Consider the following 22,744-nt stretch of genomic DNA (forward strand, 5'->3'; position numbering starts at 1 on the left):
AGAGTTGGCGCGCCAGGTCCAGCAGGCAACGGGAGAAACCGTGAAAGTGGCCTTTGCCGATCAGGGTTACACGGGCGAAGATCCTGCGCAGGCCGCACGCGCTCAGGGAATTGATCTCCAGGTGGTCAAGCTCGATGAAGCGAAAAAAGGTTTCGTGCTGTTGCCACGGCGATGGGTAGTCGAGCGCAGCTTCGGATGGCTCAACCGCTTTCGACGCCTCGCACGTGACTACGAACGCTTGCCCGAAACACTCGCAGGTCTGCATTTTGTCGTCTTCGCCATGCTTATGCTTGTCCATGCAATCCCAGTACTTCGAAGTTCCTAACACCGTCTAATTGCGCTTTTGCAGCCAGCGCGGGAACTCACTTCCAACACCGGTTAGTTAGCCCGTCCGACGGGTGCGGGGGTGATGTGCTTCGGATGGGCCATTCGGCGGCGGCGATACAAGTCTCAAGCTGTCTACGCGGTGTCAGAGGACGACGCACTACTGCTGATGTACTCCCGGTACGAACTACACAGCAGCGCGTCTATCTGCGCCTCTTTAAGGTCGATGCCGCAGACACTGCGTAGGATTTCGACGGTCGCCATGACGGCATCGATAACTTGTGTGGCATCGGGCTTCAGCGTATTCATGCTTCGGCTATCGGCAACGACAAAGCGGACTTGAGGCTTTGTGCGAAAAAAGCAGGAAATCGGCCTGACAATAGTCAGGATGATTGACGCCGCGTTGAGCCAGTGAAAAGACTGAGTGGAGCGCTACGTGGCCCACTGTCGGGCACCCGTCGCCCTTGCTGACGCGGGCTCCGCCACGTTGCGCACACGTGGTGTCCTTATTCCACAGCTCCTTGCCAACGCATGGTGACCAGCGATATCCACGCGCCGGGCACGCACCGCACAAATCCATTCGTTTCAGTTACTTGCCCAGCCTGCTCGTGAAGTTGTGCACAGCCTTGCAAACAGATTTTGTGGACAACTTGCAGTGCCTGATTCGTCGGCTGGTACCTGCGATGCTGTCGAGAAAAAGCGCATAAACGGTATATACAGTTTATGCGGTCGATGACTGCGGAGATGACTATGGCCGGGCCCGGTATCGTAGGGGCGACTAGCGCAATTCCTATGCCCCGCATGGCGGAAAACGTAACGACCCAAGGGCCAGCGAAGGTCTGCTGACGCTCTCTTGAGTCCGTCTTCTTCGAACGCCGCCATGTGCGTGTCTTTGTCCGCGTCCCACTGCTCGGCGCGGCACACCATTTGCTGTCCTTTGACGATTCATCTAAATGACGGGGTTTCAAATGGCCGAGTTTCACCAATCCACCAACCACGGCTCCGCCGGTCCATTTCAACAGGACAATAGTTCTGCAGCGAAGGCCAACGGCGGCGACGGAGAACGAGGAAACGGTCCCGGGACACTGTCTGAGCTGAAGGACAAAATTGTGAATGCACAGGAGGTTGTCAAAACGAGGTACCGGGTTGTCTCCGAATCGACCGATGATTTCGTTCATGAGAGTCCGTGGAAATCTGTCGCGATGGCGCTCATCGGCGGACTCGTCATCGGTATGCTTGCTGCCCGCTAACGCGGATTTAACCCTACGAGGGAAAAACCATGGACCCTGTCTCACATGGAATCATTTTCTGGCTGATTATTGGCGGCATCGCTGGCGCTTTGGCCGGTCGTATCGTCGACGGCGGTGGCTTTGGCATCGTCGTGGACATCATCGTGGGAATTGTTGGAGCCTTCATAGGAGGCTGGCTTGGCGGGGCTCTCGGCCTGCACCTTGGAGGCGGCATAATCGGCTCGCTTATTACGGCGCTGATTGGCGCGGTCATTCTGCTCGTCGTCCTGCGACTTTTTAGCCGAAGTCGCGCGGGCCCACTGTAGGACTGTTCTCTTTTATATCGATGGGCGGCTCGCCATCCAATTCGATAGCGTTACGCACGTTCTCTGGCGTGCGCTTGTCTGGATTCACGTCGAGCAGAATCGCACCGGGTTCACGCATCAAGCCGTAGGACGCAATCACCAATGCCCCGAGACGGCTCACGAAGCGGGTCCATGCTCGCCAAGACGCCGCCTGGGGCGCTGTCGCCTCCCTTGGTCGCAGGCCTCTTCTACCTGGCAGTGGCGTAGGTCATGCCATCGGAATTCTTGTTCGGCGCCTACGCCGCACGACGGGACGGCGCCAGAACGAAAGCTGGATTCAGCACTGCCAGCTCTCCCATGGCCAACGCCGCAGCTACGCAAACAGGCCTCTCCGGCGTCCACCGCCATGAGATAGTGAATCAACATTTCTAACGTAGAGGAATCATGCCGGGGCGACATAAGGAACAGCACCGTCTGGAATCCACAAGCTGGTTGCGCGCCGCTGTACTGGGCGCAAATGATGGCATTGTTTCGACAGCGAGCCTTGTTGCAGGAGTAGCATCAGCGCACACTGCTCATGGAAACATCGTGCTTACGGCCGTGGCTGGCCTGGTAGCTGGAGCTATGTCAATGGCGACGGGGAATACGTATCGGTTTCCTCGCAGGCGGATAGTGAAAAGGCAGCTCTGGTCCAGGAACAGGCAGAACTCGATGCCGACTTCTCGCGCGAGCACCGGGAATTGACAGCAATCTACGTGCGGCGTGGCCTAGATTTTCCGCTTGCCAGGCAAGTCGCCGAAAAGCTCATGGCGCACGACGCTCTAGGTGCTCATGCGCGTGACGAGCTGGGCATTTCGGAAGTCACTTCTGCCCGACCTTTGCAAGCCGCACTGGCTTCTGCCTGCAGCTTTGCAGTCGGCGCCGCGTTGCCGACTATTGTTGCCGCACTCGCGCCCGAATCGGTGCTGCTGCCGGCGATAGTCGTCTCTGCTCTGGTGTCGCTGGCCGCTCTGGGCGGCCTTGCCGCGAAAGCTGGCGGGGCGAAAGTTGGCCCGGGCACTATTCGCGTGGTCTTCTGGAGCGCTTTGGCGATGGGCGCGTCATCGGGCGTCGGAGCCTTGTTCGGTGCGGCAGCCTGAAGCGCGGGGCGCAACGGTTTGCGGCAGACCTCAATGTCCGGTGCGAAGCTATCCGTCGCTGGAAAAAGCGCCGACGAGAGGGGGGCCGGCTGAGCGGGCCAACCTGTTCAAACCGTCGTCCGACTGCGGGCGTCTACGGCGGGATGTCGACGCCTGCTTGCCCTGGACCCTGCTTCAGTTCGAAGAGGACCGGGCAAGCTGCGCGTGCCTTTGCCGATGTGACCATGGAGCCGAAGGCATGAGAGTCGCGCAGTTTCGAGCATCGACAAGCGCGTCGACGAACGTTTATTTTTTCGTGGCGGCCTCGACCTGTTCGGCGGCCTGTCTGGTCGCCCTGTTTGAGGCGGAAGCTGCGGCGTCAATGCTGCTCTCCGCAATCTCCCGCGCCTGTTCGGCTGCCTTTTTGCTGGCTTCAATCGTCGCGCTCGTCGCCTCACTGGCGGCCGTCACCGCTGTTTGCAACGCATTCACGGCGGCTTCGCTACCGGCCGGTGCATTGCTCGCGACTGTGTCGACAAAGACTTGCGCGTCATGCTGTCGCTGTTTGAATTGGGCCTCAACGTTCGCGGTCAGTTCCACCTGGGCGCCGACCATGATGTTGTACACGTGTCGCCAGTACGACTGCGCTTCTTCCATAGCGGCTTGCGCCCGCTTTGCGTGCAATGCGAATAGCTCCTGCGGGTCCTTGGTTGACAACGCTGCGCTGGCGATTGCCTGATTTTCGGCGAGCGTCGATTTGGCCGCCCGCAAGTTCAGCTCGGTCAGCTTTTCGATGCAGCCAAATGTCTTGGTCCACACATTGGACAGCGTTTCGATACTGGCTCTCTGCGAGGCGACCGCTTGTTCACCGGAAAGACTGCTCATTACAACCTCCATCTGGGGAAAAGTAGCGGGAAGTCCGTGATGCCACTCGATGGAATCATGAACAGCGCTACGGAATCGAGTCACGCAGCAAGGCTTGGTCCCGGGAAATGTGTTCAGTACCAGTTGTCCTGCGCGTTGCAATCAGCGGCGTGCCATACAAGACGTCTGTTAGGCATGACGACACGGCAAGACAGTGTCACTGGCTCACGAACGACCGGCAGGTGTGGTCGAGGCTTCCAATTCAGGCGAAGGACTGAGCCCACGTGACGGAGGTCGACATGCCATGTGCGCAAGAGCGCTCCCTTCCTGCAGGATGCACAGCTGCCGGTTCGCTCGTAGTACTCGGTGCCCATCTTTGCGTCGCCAATCAGGTGGTCACCAGGGCGGTACGGCGATTGCGCAACAGGCAAGGTGGTCGTGCGCCAGCCTTTGACGCATGAGCCGCGTGGAGCGAAGGAGACGGTCATGCGAGTTGCTGCGAGAAGTATGTTGATAGGGGCGTTGATTTTAAGCTTGTCCGGCGCCGCGTTTGCGCAAGGCGCAGGCGCTGGTGGCGGTACAGGCGGTGGCAACGCGACGGGTCAAGGTGGAACCGGCATGGGAACCCCAAACGCAAGCGGCGCGACAGCCGCGCCGTCTGGCGCGTCTGGCGCGTCTGGCGCGAACACGATGGGGACAATGCCTGACGCGACGCAGAAGAGCATGCAGAAGAAGAAAGGGGCAATGGATTCGCCTGCCTCGGGCAGCGGGATAAAGAAGCCATACTGACTCCTGCGTCGGACAAACACATCTGGGCATCAAGGTATCGAGGGGTGAAGGCTTCGGCATAAACCAAAGCCCGCCCTCGCAGGCTGGTGAACCGGGCGCGCGCCGTTTGTGCGGACGGGACTCACCACGAGAACTTCGAATTGGCTTCGGTTCACTCACTCATGGCGAACGTCTGTTTCTCGCTGTGTGCCTGATGAGAAACCGCTCGAGCTTGCCCGCATCCACAGGCTTGGGCATATGGGCGTCGAAGCCCGCCTCGAGGGCCGCCGTCCTGTCATCGGCATAACCGGTAATCGCCACAAAGGTCGTTGTTTTAAGGCGCTCCAGTTTGCGGAATGCCCGGACCAGTTCATACCCATCCATGTCAGGAAGTCCGATGTCACTCAAAATGACGTCGGGCACCCAGTTATCCACGATAGCCAATGCCTCGGCGGCACGATAGGCGACCCGTGTCTCATGGCCACACAGTTCGAAGTACAGTGCAATCGCGTCTGCCGTATCGTGGTTGTCATCGACGACGAGCACCGACATGGGCGATGCTGTTGTCACTGCATCCTCGTTATCACGGATGACCGGAGCCGCCGCCGGCGCGGCCCGGCGTAACGTCAGTGTGAACTCGCTGCCGTAACCCAATCCTCCGCTGCGGGCCACCAGTGTGCCTCCGTGCAGCTCGGCCAGCTTGCGCGCGAGCGTCAGTCCCAGCCCCATTCCTCCAGGCGAACGAGCCAGCGAGCGCTCGGTCTGTCTAAACAGCTCGAAGACTTCCTCCAGGTCGGCGGCGGCAATCCCGATACCAGTGTCATGCACGCGGAGGGCGACCTCCGTCGCGCCGGCTTGGACGCTCACATCAATTCGCCCGCCTAGGGGCGTGTAGGTCGCCGCGTTTTTCAACAAGTGGGCGATTATCAGCGGGCATTGAGTGGTATCGGCGTCCACATAGAGTGCCTCGTCCACGTCTATCGTCAGGGTATGGACGCCCTTTGTCATGGCTGCATCGCTGAGCTCCACTGCACGGTCCACGAGGTCACGCAACCGCACCGGTTCCAGCGTCAGTGCTACCGCGCCGCGAGACACGAGGGACGCCGACAGAAGGTCATCGATGATTTGGCTCATGTAGTGGACATGCCGGCGCAGGATTTGCTGGGCCCAGGTGCGTTGGGCATCTGTCGCCTCAGGTCTTGCAAGGACTTCAACCGCTGTGTGGATAGGCGCGAGCGGCGCCCGTAGCTCATGCGCCAGCATTGCCAGGAACTCGTCCCGGTTGCGACACGCCGCCTCCAGACGACTTTGCGCTTCCGATAGACGCTTGGACGCCTGCTGTCCTTCGAGATACGTGACGGCACAATTGGCGAGGGTCCGCAACGCGCTCTGTTCGTCGTCAGTGACCTTATGCGGTTCATGGTCGATAGCGCACAGCGTACCGAGTCCCGCGCCATCTGACGTCTTCAACACCGCTCCGGCATAGAAGACAACCTTCGGCTCCCCGACAACTTGCGGGTGGTCGCGAAACCTCTCATCTTCGGTAGCGTTCGGAATGACGAGCATGCCGCCCGCCACCAGCGCGTGGGCGCATAGCGACTCCCTCCTGCTCACGGGTCGGGGCTGCATCCCCCAGGCCGACTTGCACCACTGGCGGGTTTCGTCAATGAAGTTAATCAGCGCTATCGGGGCACGCAACGACATGGCCGCCAGGCGCGTTATCGCATCAAGAGCCGACTCGGCGGGTGTGTCGAGGATTCCGAAAGTATGCAGTCGCTTCAAACGTTCCCGCTCGTTCGCGGGATAGATGGCCTCCATAACGGTCGACCTTCGTCCGGGATTGGTCCCGATAACGTAGACGCAAGAGACGTACCTCGTCGCCGTGGAAGCGACGCACAGAAGGAGCGGCTGCGACCGCGCAGCCGACGACCTTGTGGTGTGGCGTACTGCGGCTTGCCGCAAACGAGGTGCCAAGTCGACGGTTGTGCATCCGCACAGACACAGCGCAGGCGTGTTGCAGCGCACCCGTCTATTTGACGAATCCCGATTGATGAATCCGGTGGCCTCGCACGAAAGCAACCGCACGTGCCCCGTTCGTGAGTTTCGACGTGACGATGTTCTAGCCTTGGGGCGATTCGCTGGCGCGGACGTAAAAACCGATGCAGTCCGGAATCGACGATTTCGCCGCGATGGGTCAACCGAAAGGCGAGCTTGGACGGCATCGTCTGGTCAAACATCCCGGCGCCCGGCACCGTCGGGCTGAAACGAAAGCAGCGCGGGGACATTTACATCCTCATCGATTTCGGGCCAGTACAATTGCTGGCGGTCCGACGAGCCGCTTGAGACCCGACTGGTCCAGGTGCGTGGTCAGGTACAGGGCATCGGCTATAGGGAGGCCTGTGTACGCCGGGCGACCGCGCTAGGCGTCACAGGCTGGGTCCGCAACCGGATGGACGGTTCGGTCGAGGCTATGCTGCAGGGCTCGCCGGAGCAGCTGGCAGAAATGTGCGGGTGGCTCAGCGAGGGTATGTCCGCAGCGCTTGTCGAGGAGCTTGAGGTCACCGAGGTGCAGCCACCGTTTCGCCGCTTCGACAACTTCGAGCGGTTGCCCACCCTGTAAGGGCAAGCAAATCGCTCCGACGGGAATAGGTGTCTATGGCTAGCCGTCTTGACCGAGGACGTGGTGCCGGCTGCGTCGGTGAGCATAACGCGAAACGTCGACTTATTCCGCATGAACTTGTGAGCGCAACGACGAACGGCGCAACTCCGTTCAAAGCCTGGCGCATGCACTTTGGGCTGAAACAGCTTGGGGTCGCTGCACGCATGAACATCGGTCAAGCGGCCTACGCGTATCTAGAAAGATAACGGAAACTGCGTGAGTCTTCGCGTGAAAAGACTGCGGCCGCACTCGATACTACGGGGAACTTCACACGGACAAATCCGCACGGCACTAAGCCAAGTGCCGCGGCAAAGCGCGCTCAGCGTCATCGTGACATGCGCTCGCTGCCGACCGTCTCCTCATCCGCGAGATAGCGCTGAGCTACGGTCAACAGCCAGTTCTCGAACGACCGTAGCAAGGGCGAGTTTTGCTTCCGTTCCGGGTAGACGGGATAGTAGGCGGTCAGCCACCACCTGTGCCTCGATGCAACGTCATGCTCGATTCAAGCTCGTCACGATTTTTGTCGTTATTGCCGACAGCGCATTTTTTGGTGCGGCAAGCGCTGGTGAAGAGTCCGGTCGCTTTCTTTTGCAAGCTGAAAAAAATAGCGTACTGCTTCCGCTATTATTCGTGTTTTTACGCATGTGCTCGGAGACCGCTTTGCCCGGTCGAATATTTCAATCCGCTAACGCGGACCGCCGCCGCTTCATTGCCTTGTATGTCTGCATGGTGATGGGCCTTCTCGCGTCCGCCGGTCTATTCCTGTATGAGGCTCGCATCATTGTTGCCGATGGCCTGCGGGACGAGGATGCGTTTGCCGTGCTGGGCGCGGCAAACCGTGTTCTGCACAACATGGAGAATGCCGAGACGGGACAGCGTGGTTATTTGCTGACTGGCGACGAGAGCTACTTGAAACCTTATCAGCAGGCCGTCCATGACCTCGACGACACGGTGCTGCGCTTGCATCAGGTGGTGTCCGGTGACGAGGCGTCGGACGAGCTCGTGCGCCGGGTCGAACATGCAAAGACGGACAAGGTCACTGAGCTCGCGAGGACCATAGAACTTGCCCGCAGCGGTAGCCGGGAGGCGGCCATAGCCCTGGTGCGTACGAATGAGGGCAAGCGCTACATGGATGCGCTTCGGCGCGACCTCGGGTCGCTGCTGGATGCCTGGCGGCAAAAGCGCAAGGTCGCCGTGCGGGATGCACACGAACGTCTGGTGTTCGGGACAGCTGCGCTCACTTTAGTCGCAATCTTTATCTGTTTCATGATGGTCTATACGGTTGTGGTGCAGCGCCGCGCATTCGCGAAGGTCCAGGCATGGTCCGCTGCCCTCGACCGGGAGGCGACGCACGACGCACTTACCGGCCTGCCGAACCGGCGACGCCTCCTGACGGCCATCGATGCGCTGAATGCGCAGACGGGGCCAGGGGGGCGAAGGGTTGGCCTGCTTTATCTCGACATAGACGGTTTCAAGGCGGTCAACGACGAACTCGGTCACAGTGCCGGCGACGCGTTGCTGCGCCGGCTGGCCGAGTCGCTGCGTGCGGCGACCCGGCAGAGCGACATGCTCGCGCGCGTCGGCGGCGACGAGTTCGTGCTGCTCGCAGCCGATTGCGGCGATGACGTGCAGTTGCGCGAGCTCGCCGAGCGTCTCATCTCGAAGGTTCGGGTGGTGGGCGGTCACGAGTACGGCGGAAGGTTTCCGATTGGCGTGAGCATCGGTATCGCGACCTGGCCGGACCGCGTGAATACGGTTGAGGACCTGCTCGACGTCGCGGACGCGGCCATGTATGTGGCCAAGCGCGGCGGCCGTTCGACTTACCGCTTCGGTGCGTCGCCGGGACCCGAGCCAACGAATGTCGTGAGGCTGACAAGGTAGCGGGCAGGCTTCGACGCCTGGGCCAAAGGACAGTAGGGTATGGGCCAGCGCCCGGCGAAACGCCGAGGACACATTCAACCCCCTCACGACCCCTCAGCGAAACGTTGGAAGCGGCAACGGCTGCGTTGGGTACACGCGACGCGACTTGCTTACATTCTCCTTGAGATTTTCGTGGTGTCGCCCGTACGATAGAAGGCAGTGCATCGAACATCCTTGGCGAGCGTGTATCGTGGAAGCCCTTGACCTTGAACCCAGCGTCGCGACAGACGGTCGCGGCGTCGTTTTTGTGCTGTCATTGGGCGGCCGCAGTATCGCGTGTGTGGTCACGCGTGAAGCGCTTGAACAGCATTTCTGGCTGCAATCCGGTGCAACAGAGGCGCGGATGCTCAAAGCCTTTTCCGATGGTTGCAGACGCATCATGGCGGTGGCGGAACGCAAGGTCCGGGCGCGACCCGGCGCGCAAATTGTGCTGAGCGCCGATGACTTCGGTCCGCGGGCATAAGGCGTGTGCGGCCCCGACTGCCGTCAGTGTAGGGGCAACTGGCCGCTGTAAAACCGGGTTGGCCATGCCCCTTCGCGCTAGTAGTGGCGTTGATGAGATGACGAAAGAAATCACTGCTTCCCGGGAAGCGCTCGCGCTTGAACGTATTGCTGATGCTGCACGTGAAGTGCAGGCGGCATCGTCTGCGCTGGAACGACATTTTGGCGTCGACGGGGGCGCGCAACCGTCTCCGCTCGAACTCGCGAGGTTTGCAGCCGCGATGCAGGAACTGCGAGACGCGCGTGAGGAATTCGACCGCCTGCTGGCGCAGAACCGGCGCTGATGATTTCTGCCGGTTGGCTGTCAGCGCCCGCTCTCGCGCTGGGCATGTCCGGACAGCCGCCAGGTCAGACCAAGGCTTTCAGCGATTTTCCAGATATGTCTCGGTGAGTACGCCACCCCAAAGCGTCGGCGGATGGCTTCTCGCAGCCGGGTGTGGGTCCATTCCTCGCTGTCGTAGCCCTGCAGTCTCGCCGAATGCTTGAGTGCGGCCGCAATCCAGCTGTAGGCGGCATCGTCCAGCACGGTTGGGCGGCCTGCAGCGCCGACCTTACTCAACGCATCAAGACCACCTTGGGCGATGAGTTTCTGATATTTGCGGAGCGTCTCCATGCTGATGCCAAGTCGCCTGGCGACTTCTTCCGGCGGGACGCCGTCCATCAGCAACACACCGGCCGCCATACGGCGACGCGTACTGGGAAGTTCATGACTCGGTGTGCGCATTGCCTGAATACAAACGAAGGAAAGGGCAGTATATGGTTGTCCGATGCTGCCGGCAAAGCTGTCAGTGCTGATAGCTGCGCACGACTCATTGATTGCAGCGCGGTCGAGGACCTGCCCCTGCAAGATTTCGCGTTTCAATCATGATCACTGCGCCGGCCGAATCGACGATATAAACGGCCTATCTATTCCTTGAGTCGGAGGAGAGGGCTCAATACCCCGCGCCCGACCTTGGCGCCAGGCGGGAAGCTCATGGGCGCACCCTGGGAGTGACAGCTAGAGGGGGAGCAGCGGGACGCGCGGTGTCCCGGATAGTCTGGCTGTGCTGTGGCGAATGCGCCGACCACAGTGCCCCTTGTGAGAGGCTGGCTCCGCAGTCCAGGTCGACATATTTGGGGTTAAGCTCGCCTTCCTGGCCATCGGCCGGGCTAAGGGGGAGCTTCGCCCCAAGCTCAAGGCTCTCGCTACAATCCATGAATGAAAGAACTCTTTTTCTCAGAGAAAGACTCTGTTGAGACACGGGGCATACGTTGCGGTGATTAGCGACAGGGCATGGCGTAGAAATGCCTGTGAAGAGTGTCTTAAGCATCGGGAGGACAGGGACATCGTTGATGTGGCTGGGAGGACGCCCATTCACCAGAGCCCTCGCGAGCTTCGTTTGCGACTGTCGTTTGCCACGGGCACGATTCCAGGGAGCGGTGCTCAGGGCAGGACGAGGTCGTGTTCTGACGACCCGCACACCCCGTCGGCCGCAGCCGCGGTCTCCGCCGTGCCCACGGTCGAGAAGCGGAACGTACCCCTGCCTGCGGCTTTGGCTTCGTACAAGGCACGGTCAGCCCGCTTCATCAGCTGTTCTAATGACTCGCCTCTTTGCGCGAATGCAAGGCCGATGCTTACGCCAATCGTCGCGGTGGCACCGTCAGACAGGCGGTAGGGTTCGGACAGGCGCTGGATGATGCGCCCGGCCAATGCCTTGCACGTGCCAGATGTTGCATGTTCGACAATCATCGCAAATTCGTCACCACCGAGCCGGGCGATGGTTTCGCCGTGCCGCAGCGTCTTTTCCAGGCGAAGTGCGACGGCCCTCAGCACCTCGTCGCCCGCGTCGTGGCCAAGGTCGTCGTTGACCGCCTTGAAACCGTCCAGGTCAAGAAACAGCATGGCGAGCGTCAGGCTCCCGTCACCTGCGCGCAACAGCCATTGCTCCATCTGTTCCTGCAGATAGCGGCGGTTGGCAAGACCGGTCAGCGGGTCGTGACGCGCGAGGTGCAGCACCTGCTTTTCGGATGCACGACGTTCCGTGACGTCCTCGATGATGATGACCGCGCTGCCGTCAGGCACGGGATTGCGGGTCATCTCCAGCTGACGCCCGTCGTCGAGCGCGATGTCGAGCGGCCCCGGATTCGCGGACAGCCACTCCGTACACCGCGCGACCAGTTGTCGTCTGAGCGTCTCTCCGAACTTCGCGAGGCCCACGTGCCCGATAAACTGCGGGAGCGGAACGTTGAGCCTCAGCATCTCGATGGTTGCGCCGAACAGTTCCGCCGTTCGCCGGTTGGCGATAATCACCTTGCCGGCCTCGTCGATGGTGCATAGCCCGTGCGGCATGTGGGCCAGTGCGGCGTCGAACCGGGCCGCCAGTTCGGCATTTGCCTGTTCCGCCGTCATCAGGGCGACGAGCCCCGCATAGTGTCGCCGGACGATGGAAGCCATCGCGGCGATGTAGGCAAACAGTGGAGGCACGAGTACCCAGTACGCATGGCTGGGTGCGAACAGCGCGCCCAGTCCGAGGGGCGCGGCGCCCAGACCAATCTGCGCGACCGCGAGACGGGGCATTCCCGCATTTCTCGACGCGACGCCGCCGAGCGTACCCGCCGTCACCATGATGGCAAGCGCGCTCAGCGCAGCGTCGCCGGACATCACACACGCCATCGAGCCGGCGCCAAGCAGGGCCGACGTCAGCAGGGCGAGCGGCGCATAGCGCGTGGCGGCGTGAAGCGGGTGAATCGCGGCCGACCGGTTGGCTGCAACGTAGGCCTGCGCGACGTATATCCGGGCTGCAATAACGCCCGTGCCCGCGATGAGCCATAGCGCAGGCCATATCCGGTGCAGGCTGATGAACGCCACCAGCGCGACGAAGGCGCTGGCGGCGCCTGACATGGCGAGCGAGCGCTGGTCGTCGAACAGTGACGACAGCAGCGACGAGCGGATGGACGCCGTGACGCCGCCATGCTCCGACGTCGGCGTCGCCAGAAGCGAATCAAGGATAGAAGTTCTGCCTGACATGATGGAGCCACGCGTGTTGAATGTTGCTATGCGGGCCGGGGGGACGGCTGCTTCCTGTGTATACGGCGAAAAAGGTGGTGGACTTGATAGTTGCTTGCGCCCGTGTTGTCCCCACGCCACACGAACGAAAGCCGAGACATTCGCCGGCTTTGCCACGCGCGGTAAGTCTGCCCGGAGCATAGTCGCCTTCGGCGACGGGCTGTTGCGCAGTTGAAGATGGGTTCACCGCGTTGGGCGAGCGACAATGTTGGCCATTTGTAATCGCCATCTTCAATGGCGCCGACCGCGCTGTTTCAACCAGCGCATTGCAACCATATCCGAGGCTGAATTCATCAGGATAACTCGACGTCTGCATATCGCCGATGTGTCGCGTGCGCCGCACGTCGATCTCAATTCTCGGGAATGAGGCTTGCTGGTGACTGCGGGTTGAACCTTCAGTCCGGACATCCCGCAAATGGCGACGATTCTCCTGGTTGATGACGACGTGAAAATCCTTCGGCCATTGCGGGTCATACTGGAAGCCGAAGGGTACGATGTACTGACCGCGGAGGACGGCGAGGCCGCCGTGGCGGTCACGGCTTTCGGGCGCCCCGACCTCATCGTGACGGACTGGATGATGCCCGGCGTCGATGGCGCGGAACTGTGCCGGCGGGTGAGAGCCGACCCTGCCACGGCCGGGATACCCATTGTAGTGTTGACAGCGGCGTCTGGACCGTATCCGGTTGAGGCGCCGTGGAATGTCCTGCTGAGGAAGCCGACGCCGATAGCGCGTCTGCTCGACGTGATTGCCATCCTTTTGGAGGCGCGCGGGCTGCGTCCGCTGCACGCACACGCCCGTTAAATGACCTGTCGGCGGCGGTCGTGTAAAGCATGCAGCAGTACTGCAAACAGTTCACGTCGACTCCCGAAATCTGCCGGGCGGCTCAACGCGCATCTGTTCCTGGACCTGGCGGACGGTCGGCGGTGGAAGTGCCGGGGAGCCGACGCACTTCGCCATCCCGCTGGACCGAGGGGCAGCTCTTCTGACCCGAACTGGGCGAAGACATGGACGTTAGGAGTACTGCTCGAGTGGCCGCCCGTCCAGCTGCGTCACCGACCTGCCGATGTCCGCGGCCTGATGTGGCGGCCAGAGTCGTGGAGTCGCAGCAAAAGAGCGCTTCCGGTCCGGCCGCAGCAACCACTACGCGGCGACACCGACGGACCGATGCGGAATCGCTGAGCGAGATTATATTGGTGCCCTGACACTCTGTTCATTCAACGTGCATGAACTCCCGTTGCGTGAGCAGGAAATGCCGCGCTATGCCATCCGCATGAAATTGCTTGCTGACTACTCGCACGCATCGAGTCCAGGTAGGATGGACGTTATGACCAGTCCGCCAAACCTTGACCTGCGCGCGCAAACCGAGCTGCTGACCTATCTCGTTGCGTCGCAATTGCTCGCAAAATCCGCTACCGGCGAGTGGCTTGCCATCGAACATCAGGTCGACCTTTCGAGACTCTGGCTTGTGACGCATGCTGACCGCGCCGACTGGCTGCAACGCGTATCCATATCGAGCTGGGCCCAGCGGGTAGCGGAGAGAGTTGACATGTCTTTCCCGATTGAAATTGATGTTCAATCCGCATTGGCAATGTTTTCGGAACAGCCACGCCTGGAATTTGGTGCGCCCTTTGTGCGGACCGTGTATCAGGTATGTCTGAATCACCTCGCGAATATGTGCTGGCTCGCTTGAACGCGTCGGCTACGAAGCGTGGAAGGCCGCGAAGCGAATCCGCCGTCTTCACGATGCCGAAGTGGTACCCGCCATCCAGATGATTGCGGTGGGACATGCCGCTAACCATCCTGCTCAGCACACTTGACGCGTTTGCGTGGATAGCCCTTCCGCGAAGGTATGTCAGTAATTCGGCAGTTGAATGCTGCAATACGCTGTGCTCTCGCGCTGTGCTCGACTGCTTATGTGTGACGAGTGTGAAGTCCGCGGCATCGATTGCCCGCCCGGAGATTGGCCACGCGTCACGTGGGGAAAAGCGGCCGCAACTGCCTGTACAGGGTGCGGTACGACGCTAACCGCTCCAGCAGTATTGAATGCCGCTCGTCGTCAGGAGAGAATTCTTCCGATAGCGACGGGGTGCGGACAACGACCGAGAAATCCCCGTCAGCCGCCAACCATCCGAGACGTGCGGCTCCGAGCGCGGCGATGGACTGTGAATCAGGCGGCCGGCGTATCGGTACCCCAAACGCGTCAGCAATCAGCTGTGTCCAGAGTTCGCTGCGTGCGCCTCCACCGATAAGGCTCAACGAGGTTTCACGTGTGCCGTCCGCACGCAAGACATCAAGGCCGTCCGACAAGGCGAACGCGACGCCCTCAAGAACCGAATAGGCAAGCGTGGCGCGGTCGGTCGAATCGACCAGTCCACAAAACACACCTTGGGCGTACGGGTCATTATGGGGTGTTCGTTCTCCCGAAAGATATGGCAGAAATAATGGGGCTTTTGCGCGGCGGCTCGCGCTGACGCTCGCGACCTCACCTAACAGACATTCTTCATTCGCCGAAGTGAGGTTGCATAGCCAGCGAACGCAGCTGGCCGCAGATAACACAACGCTGGTTCGGTGCCACCTGTTCGGAATCGCATGGCAGAGCGCGTGTACCCCCAGATGGGGGCTTGGCCGAAACCGCCCGGTGACAACGGACAGCACTCCCGATGTACCGAGAGAAAGAAAACCATCCCCCGATTCAGCCGCGCCGACCCCTAGTGCGCTCGTCGCGGTATCGCCCCCGCCAGCCGCAACAATGACATTTGGGGGCAGCCCGAGCTCGTCAGCGACACTGCGACGAACGATGCCGGCCGCCCGGCTCCCTTCTTCAATCGAGGGCACCTGCATTCGCGTCATGTCACAAGCTTGCAGGAGCTCGTCGGACCACTCGCGACGCCCGACGTCAAGCCAGAGGGTTCCTGACGCGTCGGACGGGTCCGTGAGCTTTACACCGGTCAAACGCAGACGTAGATAGTCCTTCGGCAGCAGGACACACGCCAGCTGTCGGAAGTGCTCGGGCTCGTGTCGTGCGACCCATAATAACTTTGGTGCCGTGAGCCCTGGCATTGCACAATTGCCAGCGACTGCATGCAGCATTGGCGCGCGGGCCGTGAGCTCAGTGCATTCACTGACGCTGCGCATATCGTTCCACAATATCGCCGGGCGCAGCGGCCGGTCATTGGCATCAAGTAGAACAGCACCGTGCATTTGACCAGAAAGGCCAATGGCCTGTACGTGCCCAAAAGCGTCGGGATAGTTCTTGCGCAGCGCCGATAGCGCAGTCCGCGTAGCTCGCCACCAATCCTCCGGGTCCTGTTCTGACCATCGGTGCCTGGGCCTCGATATTTCCAGCGGATGGCGAGCGGTCCCGACGACAAGCCCATTGCTGGCCAGCAGGAGGACCTTCAGTTCGGTCGTGCCGAGGTCAATGCCAAGGAACATTATTCGACCTCGAGATGAGTCTTGCCTTTATCGCCTAGAGGTCGAAATTGGTTGGCATCAGAACCACGTCGCGAATGGTCAAACCGCGTTGCCGCGTCAACATGAACATGATGACTTCCGCGACCTCACTGGCCTCTATCAGGCTCCCCGATTCCCTGGCCTCTTTGAGTTTTTCCTCGGGCCAGTCGGCGAGCAGAGCGCTAATGACCGGGCCGGGCGAGACGGAGCCGACGCGGATTCCGTGCTTGAAAACCTGGCGCCGCACGGTCTGGACAAAGCAGTTAATCGCCCATTTGGACGACGCATAGACCGGCTCCCACGGCGTCGGAAAATGAGCGGCCAGCGAGCTGGTCACGATGATATCGCCGGTCCGCCGGGCTATCATGTGGGGCAAAACGTCGTGAACGTTTTTCATCACGACATTGATGTTGAGATTCAGCATCCGGTCAATCGCTGCCGTCTCCGCGTCCACGAGCTCGCCCCCGACATAGATACCGGCATTGGCATGCAGGATGTCGATTTGCCCTGCGATTTCCAGCACGCGTGGTACGAGCGTCGAGCAAGCCTTCGAGTCGAGCAAATCCAGGACTAGCGGAATCGCCGCATCGCCGTGTTTATTGCAGATTGACGTCACTGCAGCGTCATCGCGGTCCACTAGCACCACGCGGGCACCTGATGATAAAAACGCCTCGGTGCTGGCCAGCCCAATGCCTGACGCAGCCCCAGTGACAACAGCAACCTTGCCCTGCAGTCGTCCTTCCATCTTCCTGTTCCTCATCGTTGTCGGACAGCGCTGACACACGCGGCGGTACCTGGGTGCCCGGACAGTCCTGTTGCTCGCCCAATTCAGACCGCCGGCAACATCGATTTCTGGCCTCGCCTGTGACCATCTTCGCGGGCGCGCCATGTGCCGCGAGGACCCCCGCTTGAACGAGTGGTCAATTGCTCGCTTGAGGAGCAAATATTCGTTCTCAGGGGCAACTCTGTCAAGCAAAGTTAGGGGAGGAGAAACCCCATAGCCTTGGGCGACGAAGGTAAAGCTGTTACTTGCGCGGGTTCAACTCAGGATGCTGGTGCGAGTAGGGTGCTTCGTACTTCAGTTCATAGTGCACGCCGACGCCAATGCGCGTTGACGGAAAGCGGTCGCCCTCAACGCACGTGGCATCAAATGTCCGGCCCTCGTTGTCGCCACCTTCAAGAACGGCCGAATAGATACCCGACACTGTGACGATTTCGCCGGGTCTGAACGTGTCTGCCATGGTGCCTCCTTGCTTGCGCCTCTCATTACTCGGGCGAATCTTCATCAGTTTCTTCGCCGTCTTCCGACCTGATGCGGGTGGTTCCACCCGTCGCCGGCGGGTCGCTGGCGGGGAACGTGTCATCGACAGCCCTGTCGATGTCGTCTTCGGACTTCTCACTGGCTGGCGTCTGTTCCTTCGGTTTTGTGGCCATGTCTGTCTCCGGTTGTATCAGTGATTCGAGAGCAGCAAGGCGTATTCCGCGACCTGGCCGAGAAACCAGCGCATCGAGCTTTCTCTTCGCTAGTGCCCGGTTCATAATCGATTGGCGTTGCCGGTTTCTTCGCGCTTGCATCTTGTAGCCATAATCGAGGTCTGCGATACCGGGTCGCTTCGCGTGGACTCTCTCGCGCCTCCGTTTATTGGCATGCTCTGCCACGCTGACTTAGCAGGTTTAAATGGACGTCCCTGTTACGGAGGAGCAGATTCGGACCATTGCCTTTTACCTTTGGGAAAGGGATGGGGGCCCGGAGGGTCGGTCCGAGGAATACTGGGAGAAAGCCCGGCAGCAGTTAGGACTTGATGCCGGCGCTCCGTCGACGGAAGCGGAAACGTCAGGACAGGAACAGTCAAAGGCGTGAGTGTCGCTCAAAATAGAGCGAATCCTGAAGGGCCCGTCTGCCGCGCCGTTTCGCGACCAGTACTATGTGGCTCTTTCTGAGGCATAGAACGGGCACACGATTCTTCGTCGAACCAGCCTCCCCGTCAGCATCGACGTTGCACGCTGTCGAAATCGGCGATTCATGCCGAAGACAATGGGTCATTCAGGCTTTGCTGCCAGTGAGGCACAACCTGAAGCCGCTCGAGAACCGGGAGCACCACCGTCACCTCGGTCCCTGTACGGCCATCGCCGCTCGCAATGGAGACGCGACCGCCGTGACACTCAACCAGATACTTGACCAGCGCAAGTCCGATTCCCAGACCTGAATCCGCTGTCGATACCCGCGAACGGAGCTGCGTGAACATCCCGAACACATGGGGAAGCTTGTCCGCAGGGATACCGTATCCCTCATCGGTCACGGTGAATTTCACACTACCTCGCGCGGTCGTCCCGTTGTCGTCGGAAGCCGGTTCGACAACAGCGGCGAGTTCAATGTGGCTGCCGTCGGGCGAATACCTGGCGGAATTGCTGAGCAGGTTCACGAGAACCTGGGTAAGGCGGGCCGCGTCGGCGTGCAATGCGACCGGTTCGGACGGACACTGAACGGTCAGTCGGTGCTTGCGCGCCTCCATCGCTGGCTGCACGGCGTGGACGGCATCCCACACGATATCCGCCAGCTGGCATCTGCCCATCTTGACTTCCACCTTGCCGTGCCGGATTCGCGATGCGTCCAGCAGGTCATCAATCAGTCGCTGGAGCCGGCCTATCTGCCGTTGCGCTATCTCGAGCGCGCGCGCCGTCGCTGAACCGCTGCTCCCTGGGCGACCAAGAATTTCCAGTGACGAAACCACGGGCGCAATTGGGCTTCGGAGCTCGTGACTGAGTGTGGCGATAAACTCGAAGGTGCGCTCTTCGGTCCGGCGGAGCGCTTCCTGGGCTTCCTCTGCTTCAGTCGCCCGTTTCTCCGCCAGCGCCTGCATACGCGTGACCTGCAACGCGGCACCGGTGAAGTCGGCGAGGCTTGTCAGCAAACGCAGGTCTTCTGCGTCGAAGCGCGCGTTTTCGTCGTGAGACATTACCCAGATGGCGCCCCAGGGCCCGTCGCCAACCGGGATGGGCACGAGCAGCGCTTCGACGACTGGCGGCGAGACGGCTTCTATCGACGGGAAGTAGCGTTGCGGTGTCCTGAACAGTTCCGGCTTGCCCATTGCCAGCGTCACGCCGCATACGCTGTCATCAAAGGGTCGGTAGGTATTCAGAAGTGGCGCACAGTGGCCTGCGAGGGCCGCCCACCGGAAACTCACCGGCTTGTCCGGCGGCGACTCGAGCACGCTGATGCCTGCGCTGCCAGCCCTGCAGAGCCGGGCAGCCTCCGATGTCAGCATGTCAAGCATGGCTGCATCAGAGGTAGCGAGCGCATGGGCGAGCCGTCTCAGGACTTTGGCCTCCGCTCCATGGTTGGGGCGCCGGCTTGCCCGCGTCGCGAGTTCGGCGGTAATCAGCGCTTCCTGGTGCGCCGCACGAATGCCCGTGTCGGTCGGAGAAGTAGTTATTTCCAGATTCATGTCTGCACTCTCTCTGCGCAAACGTCCAAGGCTTTCACGAGCGACCTGCAACGTCGGCGGTGTTAAGCACTTTCTGTCGCACGGGTCGTTCCTAGCGGACTGCATCGCCGTGCCGTTGGTTGCCTTGTTCCCCTTGTGCATGCCTTCGAAAGTTCGTCGACGACGCAGTCGACCGCGGAACGGCGGATACCTCTCCGCCGTTCAACCGTATGCATCGGGTAGCTGGCGTCAGCCTGTACGCACCTCAATGCGTCGTGGCTTCGCCTCGTCGCGACGCGGTATCGTCAGCTTCAGGACGCCATCCTTCAGGGACGCCTCAATCCGCGAGGTATCGAAGTCTTCGCTGACGGTGAAGCGGCGCGAGAAGTAGGGCGCCCGCACTTCCGCATGTGAGAGCACGAGGTTCGGCGGCACGGGCACCATGGATTCTGCCTCGATGGTCAGACTGCCATCGTGGACGTTGATGTCCAGCTTCTCTTTCGATACGCCAGGCAGGTCGGCCAGCAGCGTGACGGCGTGAGCGTCTTCGAAGATATCGACCGCCGGCGTCAGCGCGGCGCGACGACGTGTGTCACCCGATTCCGCGCGCGTCACCGCGTCCGGGTCGCGTTGGGCGATTTGCGTGTTGTCGCTCATGATGTCACCTCGTCACTGAACGGTAATTGCACGGGGTCTGGACGTTTCGCGTTTGCCCACAGAAATCAGCAGGCACCCGTCGACATAGCGCGCCTGCACCTTGTCGGGGTCGGCCTGCTGGGGCAGTTCGATGACCCGCCGGAACGAACCATTGAAGCGCTCCTGCGCGTACTGCCGCGTGCCCTCAGGTAACTGTGCTTCGCGGGTCGTCCGCTCGCCGGCAATCGAGAGCAGACCTTTATCGATGGAGATATCAAGCTTCGCGGGCTCGACGCCGGGCGCAAACGCGACGATTTCTATCGTGTCGTCGGTCGTGCCGACGTTGATATGAGGAAATGTGCCGAACTGGCTTGAACGAAGGCTGGACGGGAAGCCGCCGAACAGGCTGGACATCTGGCGTTGCAGCCGGTCCAGTTCGCTGAAGAGGTCGGTCCCAAAGTGAAGGTCACTCATGGTCGCTTTCTCCTCTGCGGCGAGGAGACAAACCGGCATACGCGCTTCAGTCCGGTTGTCCCGTGCCGCGGACAATCAAGGTTGAAACACGCAGCGCCCGCGAACTGGGTGTCCGCGAACGACTGCCTGAGCGATGCTTAAGATAGGACGTCTGCAGTAAATTTCAAGAGGCGGCGCAGCAGATTTTTTGGCCTTGAAAATCGACGCTGGCGCCCATACAGTCCGCGCACCAATGTTCACTGGGAGACGACCGTGGAATTCGATACGGACTGGAGAACGCTTGGCAGGCACCGCATCAAGCTGCGCTCCACCAAAGGCTTTCCGACCGAACTGATGCTGCAGGTCGCGGAAGTGACGCGACTCGCCGTCGACAACAATATGAGTGCGCGGGCGCGCATTGTCGAAATCGTGTATCGGCACGAGAAGGCGTACGACATCACCGTCGGAACAACCTTGGCGGAAGACCAGATTTGCGCGGCGCAGCTCGAAAGCGCTATTGCCACGGTGATGGGCTTGTTGCCGGAGCAGGTCAACATCTTTGTCCACGCCGTCACGCAGGAAGAGGTCGACCTGCACTTCGGCGTGTACGAGCGGATGCTGGCGGAGAAGCTGGGCGCCGTGGCCCCGATACAGTGATAGAGCGCTATTCGCGAGCGCTCTTATAGCGGCGTCCCCGGCGGCGCCATTCTGCGCTGCCGCAAGGCTCCTCCCTCCTTTTTGCGGCTTCGTCCGTTATCCCGGCGTTCATAACTTCTGGACATTGACTCTCCGTGGTTCTCGGATCAGAGAGCCGAACGGCCTGGCTCCAGTCATTTGCGAGACTTGCACGTCAGTGCTGCGCCTTTGCAAGTGCGCTTCAAGCACCAGCGCGCAGGGGATACGCCGAGGCTACCTACGCGGTGCATGACCGTAATCCCGCCGCGCATCCCGACCATGACGACAGATACCCGCGCCAGCGAGCTCGGCTAGTTGAAATATTGGCCCAATCATAGTCGCCGGTTATCCCACTAAGGTATCCGCGTACTCGCTGTCGTCCTGATGAAACAGTGCGAGGAATTGCCTCGCCGGAATGCTGAGCGGCCGGTCGCGCCGCACGACGCTGCCGTACGACGGCAGCTTTTGCGCGAATACGTAATCGATGATCGAGACGATCCCGTGTGTTGCGTTGCGCAGGGCCACTGTCTGTGGAATCACGCCGAGCATCGGCGAGCGGTCGACGAGATTCATTGTCGTCAGAATCGAGCCGGTTTCAATCAGTCCACGCGGCATCGGCTGGTGGTGCATCCGAAACTCACGCTCGACGACTTCGCGCGCCGGGCTTCCCGCCGGCTGCAAAATCCACATGTAGTCGAGCAACGAGTCGAAGCTGACGGGCCCGACGCCCGCAAGCGGATGATTGCGGCCGGCGACGACCGCGAGTGCCTCGTCGTCGACCGCGCGGAAGGTGCAGTCGTTCCCGACATCGCGGCCGATCACGACTTCGAGCACGCCCTCGTGCAGTTGCGGCATCAGTCGGTCGCTTGTGTCGACCGCGATATCGATCGCAAGAAGCGGGTAGCGCTCTTTCAGTTGCACGAGCGCCTCGGTGAGCCGTCCTGGCGATGCCGCCATGATGCTGCCGATTGCAAGCCGCCCGGCGCTGCCGAGCTGCAACTCGGCAAGTTCGCGGTTCAATGCCTCGACGCTCCCGCGAATGCCACGGAAATAGCCGAGCACCCGGGCGCCGGCCGGATTGATCACGAGCCCACGGCCCACGCGGTCGAACAGCGGCTGACCAAGCGCGCTCTCTAATTCAGCCAGCATTTTGGTCGCCGCCGGCTGCGTCAGGCCAATCCGGTCGGAGGCAGCACGCAGCGTCGAGCACTCGTCGACCGCAAGCAGCAGCGCGATCTGGCGCATTCGCAGCCGGTTCAGCAATTGCGAAGTCGAGTCGCGCCTGTCGATCGAGCCCATTTCTGATCACCCCTGGTTATCAATTCATCAAGAGTTTTCAATTTACCGACTCAATCCGTCTACCTAGT

Annotated in this window: 26 protein-coding genes and 1 pseudogene; 13 read left to right on the forward strand and 14 right to left on the reverse strand. The window is 60.9% G+C overall.

From position 1 onward, the window contains the following. A partial coding sequence (locus tag BLT65_RS35185; RefSeq protein WP_143036612.1) for a transposase occupies positions 1-325 on the forward strand: 325 nt, incomplete at its 5' end. A gap of 134 nt (positions 326-459) precedes the next feature. Here the strand turns inward: BLT65_RS35185 and BLT65_RS47405 are convergent. Next, positions 460-633 (reverse strand): hypothetical protein, encoded by a 174-nt coding sequence (locus BLT65_RS47405; protein WP_167306598.1) that lies wholly within the window; start codon positions 631-633, stop codon positions 460-462. A gap of 659 nt (positions 634-1,292) precedes the next feature. Between BLT65_RS47405 and BLT65_RS35190 the strand changes: the two genes are divergently transcribed. Further along, the gene (locus tag BLT65_RS35190) at positions 1,293-1,574 is read left to right on the forward strand and encodes an ElaB/YgaM/YqjD family protein (RefSeq protein ID WP_091787214.1); all 282 of its coding nucleotides are present in this window, start codon (positions 1,293-1,295) and stop codon (positions 1,572-1,574) included. A 29-nt stretch (positions 1,575-1,603) separates the two neighbouring features. Next, the gene (locus BLT65_RS35195; protein ID WP_007742338.1) at positions 1,604-1,879 is read left to right on the forward strand and encodes a GlsB/YeaQ/YmgE family stress response membrane protein; all 276 of its coding nucleotides are present in this window, start codon (positions 1,604-1,606) and stop codon (positions 1,877-1,879) included. Here BLT65_RS35195 and BLT65_RS46730 read toward each other — a convergent pair. Beyond that, entirely contained in the window at positions 1,851-2,039 is a 189-nt protein-coding gene (locus tag BLT65_RS46730) for a hypothetical protein (RefSeq protein ID WP_143036613.1), read from the reverse strand. The genes BLT65_RS35195 and BLT65_RS46730 overlap by 29 nt on opposite strands. Positions 2,040-2,302: 263 nt before the next feature. On the opposite strand from BLT65_RS46730, the pseudogene BLT65_RS35200 reads away from it, so the two are divergent. Then, positions 2,303-2,997: pseudogene (locus BLT65_RS35200) on the forward strand (VIT1/CCC1 transporter family protein). 285 nt (positions 2,998-3,282) lie between these two features. On the opposite strand, the gene phaP reads toward BLT65_RS35200, so the two are convergent. Both phaP and BLT65_RS35215 read right to left on the reverse strand, forming a co-directional pair. Continuing rightward, on the reverse strand, positions 3,283-3,861 hold the full coding sequence (phaP, locus tag BLT65_RS35205) for a phasin family protein (RefSeq protein ID WP_091786922.1): 579 nt from the start codon (positions 3,859-3,861) through the stop codon (positions 3,283-3,285). A 927-nt stretch (positions 3,862-4,788) separates the two neighbouring features. Then, positions 4,789-6,426 carry a hybrid sensor histidine kinase/response regulator gene (locus BLT65_RS35215; RefSeq protein ID WP_091786926.1) on the reverse strand — a complete coding sequence of 546 codons (1,638 nt, stop codon included), beginning with the start codon at positions 6,424-6,426 and terminating at the stop codon, positions 4,789-4,791. 393 nt (positions 6,427-6,819) lie between these two features. Here BLT65_RS35215 and BLT65_RS48510 point away from each other — a divergent pair, with 393 nt between their 5' ends. From BLT65_RS48510 to BLT65_RS35240, 5 genes are all read left to right on the forward strand, one after another. Beyond that, a complete protein-coding gene (locus tag BLT65_RS48510; RefSeq protein WP_279634506.1) occupies positions 6,820-6,951 on the forward strand; it encodes a hypothetical protein in 132 nt (43 codons plus the stop codon). Further along, complete coding sequence (locus tag BLT65_RS35225; protein WP_091786928.1) at positions 6,908-7,228, forward strand: acylphosphatase; 321 nt, start codon at positions 6,908-6,910, stop codon at positions 7,226-7,228. Before BLT65_RS48510 ends, BLT65_RS35225 begins: the two co-directional genes overlap by 44 nt. Positions 7,229-7,750: 522 nt before the next feature. Next, positions 7,751-9,148, forward strand: a complete 1,398-nt coding sequence (locus BLT65_RS35230) for a diguanylate cyclase domain-containing protein (protein WP_244186856.1) — start codon at positions 7,751-7,753, stop codon at positions 9,146-9,148. Positions 9,149-9,377: 229 nt separating this feature from the next. After that, positions 9,378-9,650 (forward strand): DUF1488 family protein, encoded by a 273-nt coding sequence (locus tag BLT65_RS35235; RefSeq protein ID WP_091786930.1) that lies wholly within the window; start codon positions 9,378-9,380, stop codon positions 9,648-9,650. Between the two features lie 97 nt (positions 9,651-9,747). Beyond that, complete coding sequence (locus BLT65_RS35240) at positions 9,748-9,972, forward strand: hypothetical protein (RefSeq protein WP_091786933.1); 225 nt, start codon at positions 9,748-9,750, stop codon at positions 9,970-9,972. A gap of 20 nt (positions 9,973-9,992) precedes the next feature. On the opposite strand, the gene BLT65_RS35245 is transcribed toward BLT65_RS35240, so the two are convergent. Together BLT65_RS35245 and BLT65_RS35250 are read right to left on the reverse strand one after the other, a co-directional pair. Continuing rightward, complete coding sequence (locus BLT65_RS35245) at positions 9,993-10,550, reverse strand: helix-turn-helix domain-containing protein (RefSeq protein ID WP_244186858.1); 558 nt, start codon at positions 10,548-10,550, stop codon at positions 9,993-9,995. A gap of 561 nt (positions 10,551-11,111) precedes the next feature. Further along, positions 11,112-12,695, reverse strand: coding sequence for a sensor domain-containing diguanylate cyclase (locus BLT65_RS35250; protein WP_091786936.1), 1,584 nt, complete (start codon positions 12,693-12,695; stop codon positions 11,112-11,114). Positions 12,696-13,149: 454 nt separating this feature from the next. Here BLT65_RS35250 and BLT65_RS35255 point away from each other — a divergent pair, with 454 nt between their 5' ends. Together BLT65_RS35255 and BLT65_RS35260 are read left to right on the forward strand one after the other, a co-directional pair. Continuing rightward, positions 13,150-13,536, forward strand: a complete 387-nt coding sequence (locus BLT65_RS35255) for a response regulator (RefSeq protein ID WP_091786939.1) — start codon at positions 13,150-13,152, stop codon at positions 13,534-13,536. A 433-nt stretch (positions 13,537-13,969) separates the two neighbouring features. Next, positions 13,970-14,425 (forward strand): hypothetical protein, encoded by a 456-nt coding sequence (locus tag BLT65_RS35260; protein ID WP_244186860.1) that lies wholly within the window; start codon positions 13,970-13,972, stop codon positions 14,423-14,425. A 281-nt stretch (positions 14,426-14,706) separates the two neighbouring features. Here BLT65_RS35260 and xylB read toward each other — a convergent pair whose 3' ends face one another. From xylB to BLT65_RS47410, 4 genes are all read right to left on the reverse strand, one after another. Beyond that, positions 14,707-16,170 (reverse strand): xylulokinase, encoded by a 1,464-nt coding sequence (gene xylB, locus BLT65_RS35265; RefSeq protein WP_091786942.1) that lies wholly within the window; start codon positions 16,168-16,170, stop codon positions 14,707-14,709. A 34-nt stretch (positions 16,171-16,204) separates the two neighbouring features. Continuing rightward, a complete protein-coding gene (locus BLT65_RS35270; protein WP_091786945.1) occupies positions 16,205-16,933 on the reverse strand; it encodes an SDR family oxidoreductase in 729 nt (242 codons plus the stop codon). Between the two features lie 280 nt (positions 16,934-17,213). Beyond that, positions 17,214-17,429 (reverse strand): hypothetical protein, encoded by a 216-nt coding sequence (locus BLT65_RS35275; protein ID WP_091786948.1) that lies wholly within the window; start codon positions 17,427-17,429, stop codon positions 17,214-17,216. A 25-nt stretch (positions 17,430-17,454) separates the two neighbouring features. After that, positions 17,455-17,622, reverse strand: a complete 168-nt coding sequence (locus BLT65_RS47410) for a hypothetical protein (protein ID WP_167306599.1) — start codon at positions 17,620-17,622, stop codon at positions 17,455-17,457. Positions 17,623-17,866: 244 nt separating this feature from the next. Here BLT65_RS47410 and BLT65_RS35280 point away from each other — a divergent pair, with 244 nt between their 5' ends. After that, positions 17,867-18,049, forward strand: coding sequence for a DUF2934 domain-containing protein (locus BLT65_RS35280; RefSeq protein ID WP_091786952.1), 183 nt, complete (start codon positions 17,867-17,869; stop codon positions 18,047-18,049). Positions 18,050-18,209: 160 nt separating this feature from the next. Here BLT65_RS35280 and BLT65_RS35285 read toward each other — a convergent pair whose 3' ends face one another. The 3 genes from BLT65_RS35285 to BLT65_RS35295 all read right to left on the reverse strand — a co-directional run bounded on the left by BLT65_RS35285 (position 18,210) and on the right by BLT65_RS35295 (position 20,723). Continuing rightward, positions 18,210-19,634 carry a sensor histidine kinase gene (locus tag BLT65_RS35285; RefSeq protein WP_167306600.1) on the reverse strand — a complete coding sequence of 475 codons (1,425 nt, stop codon included), beginning with the start codon at positions 19,632-19,634 and terminating at the stop codon, positions 18,210-18,212. A 228-nt stretch (positions 19,635-19,862) separates the two neighbouring features. Further along, the gene (locus BLT65_RS35290; protein ID WP_091786958.1) at positions 19,863-20,270 is read right to left on the reverse strand and encodes an Hsp20/alpha crystallin family protein; all 408 of its coding nucleotides are present in this window, start codon (positions 20,268-20,270) and stop codon (positions 19,863-19,865) included. 12 nt (positions 20,271-20,282) lie between these two features. After that, positions 20,283-20,723, reverse strand: coding sequence for an Hsp20/alpha crystallin family protein (locus tag BLT65_RS35295; RefSeq protein WP_091786961.1), 441 nt, complete (start codon positions 20,721-20,723; stop codon positions 20,283-20,285). Between the two features lie 252 nt (positions 20,724-20,975). On the opposite strand from BLT65_RS35295, the gene BLT65_RS35300 reads away from it, so the two are divergent. Then, positions 20,976-21,359, forward strand: a complete 384-nt coding sequence (locus BLT65_RS35300) for a hypothetical protein (protein ID WP_091786963.1) — start codon at positions 20,976-20,978, stop codon at positions 21,357-21,359. A 363-nt stretch (positions 21,360-21,722) separates the two neighbouring features. Here BLT65_RS35300 and BLT65_RS35305 read toward each other — a convergent pair whose 3' ends face one another. Beyond that, entirely contained in the window at positions 21,723-22,676 is a 954-nt protein-coding gene (locus BLT65_RS35305; protein ID WP_091786966.1) for a LysR family transcriptional regulator, read from the reverse strand. Positions 22,677-22,744 lie beyond the last annotated feature (68 nt).

The sequence above is a fragment of the Paraburkholderia steynii genome, from assembly GCF_900100565.1.
Lineage (GTDB): Bacteria > Pseudomonadota > Gammaproteobacteria > Burkholderiales > Burkholderiaceae > Paraburkholderia > Paraburkholderia terrae.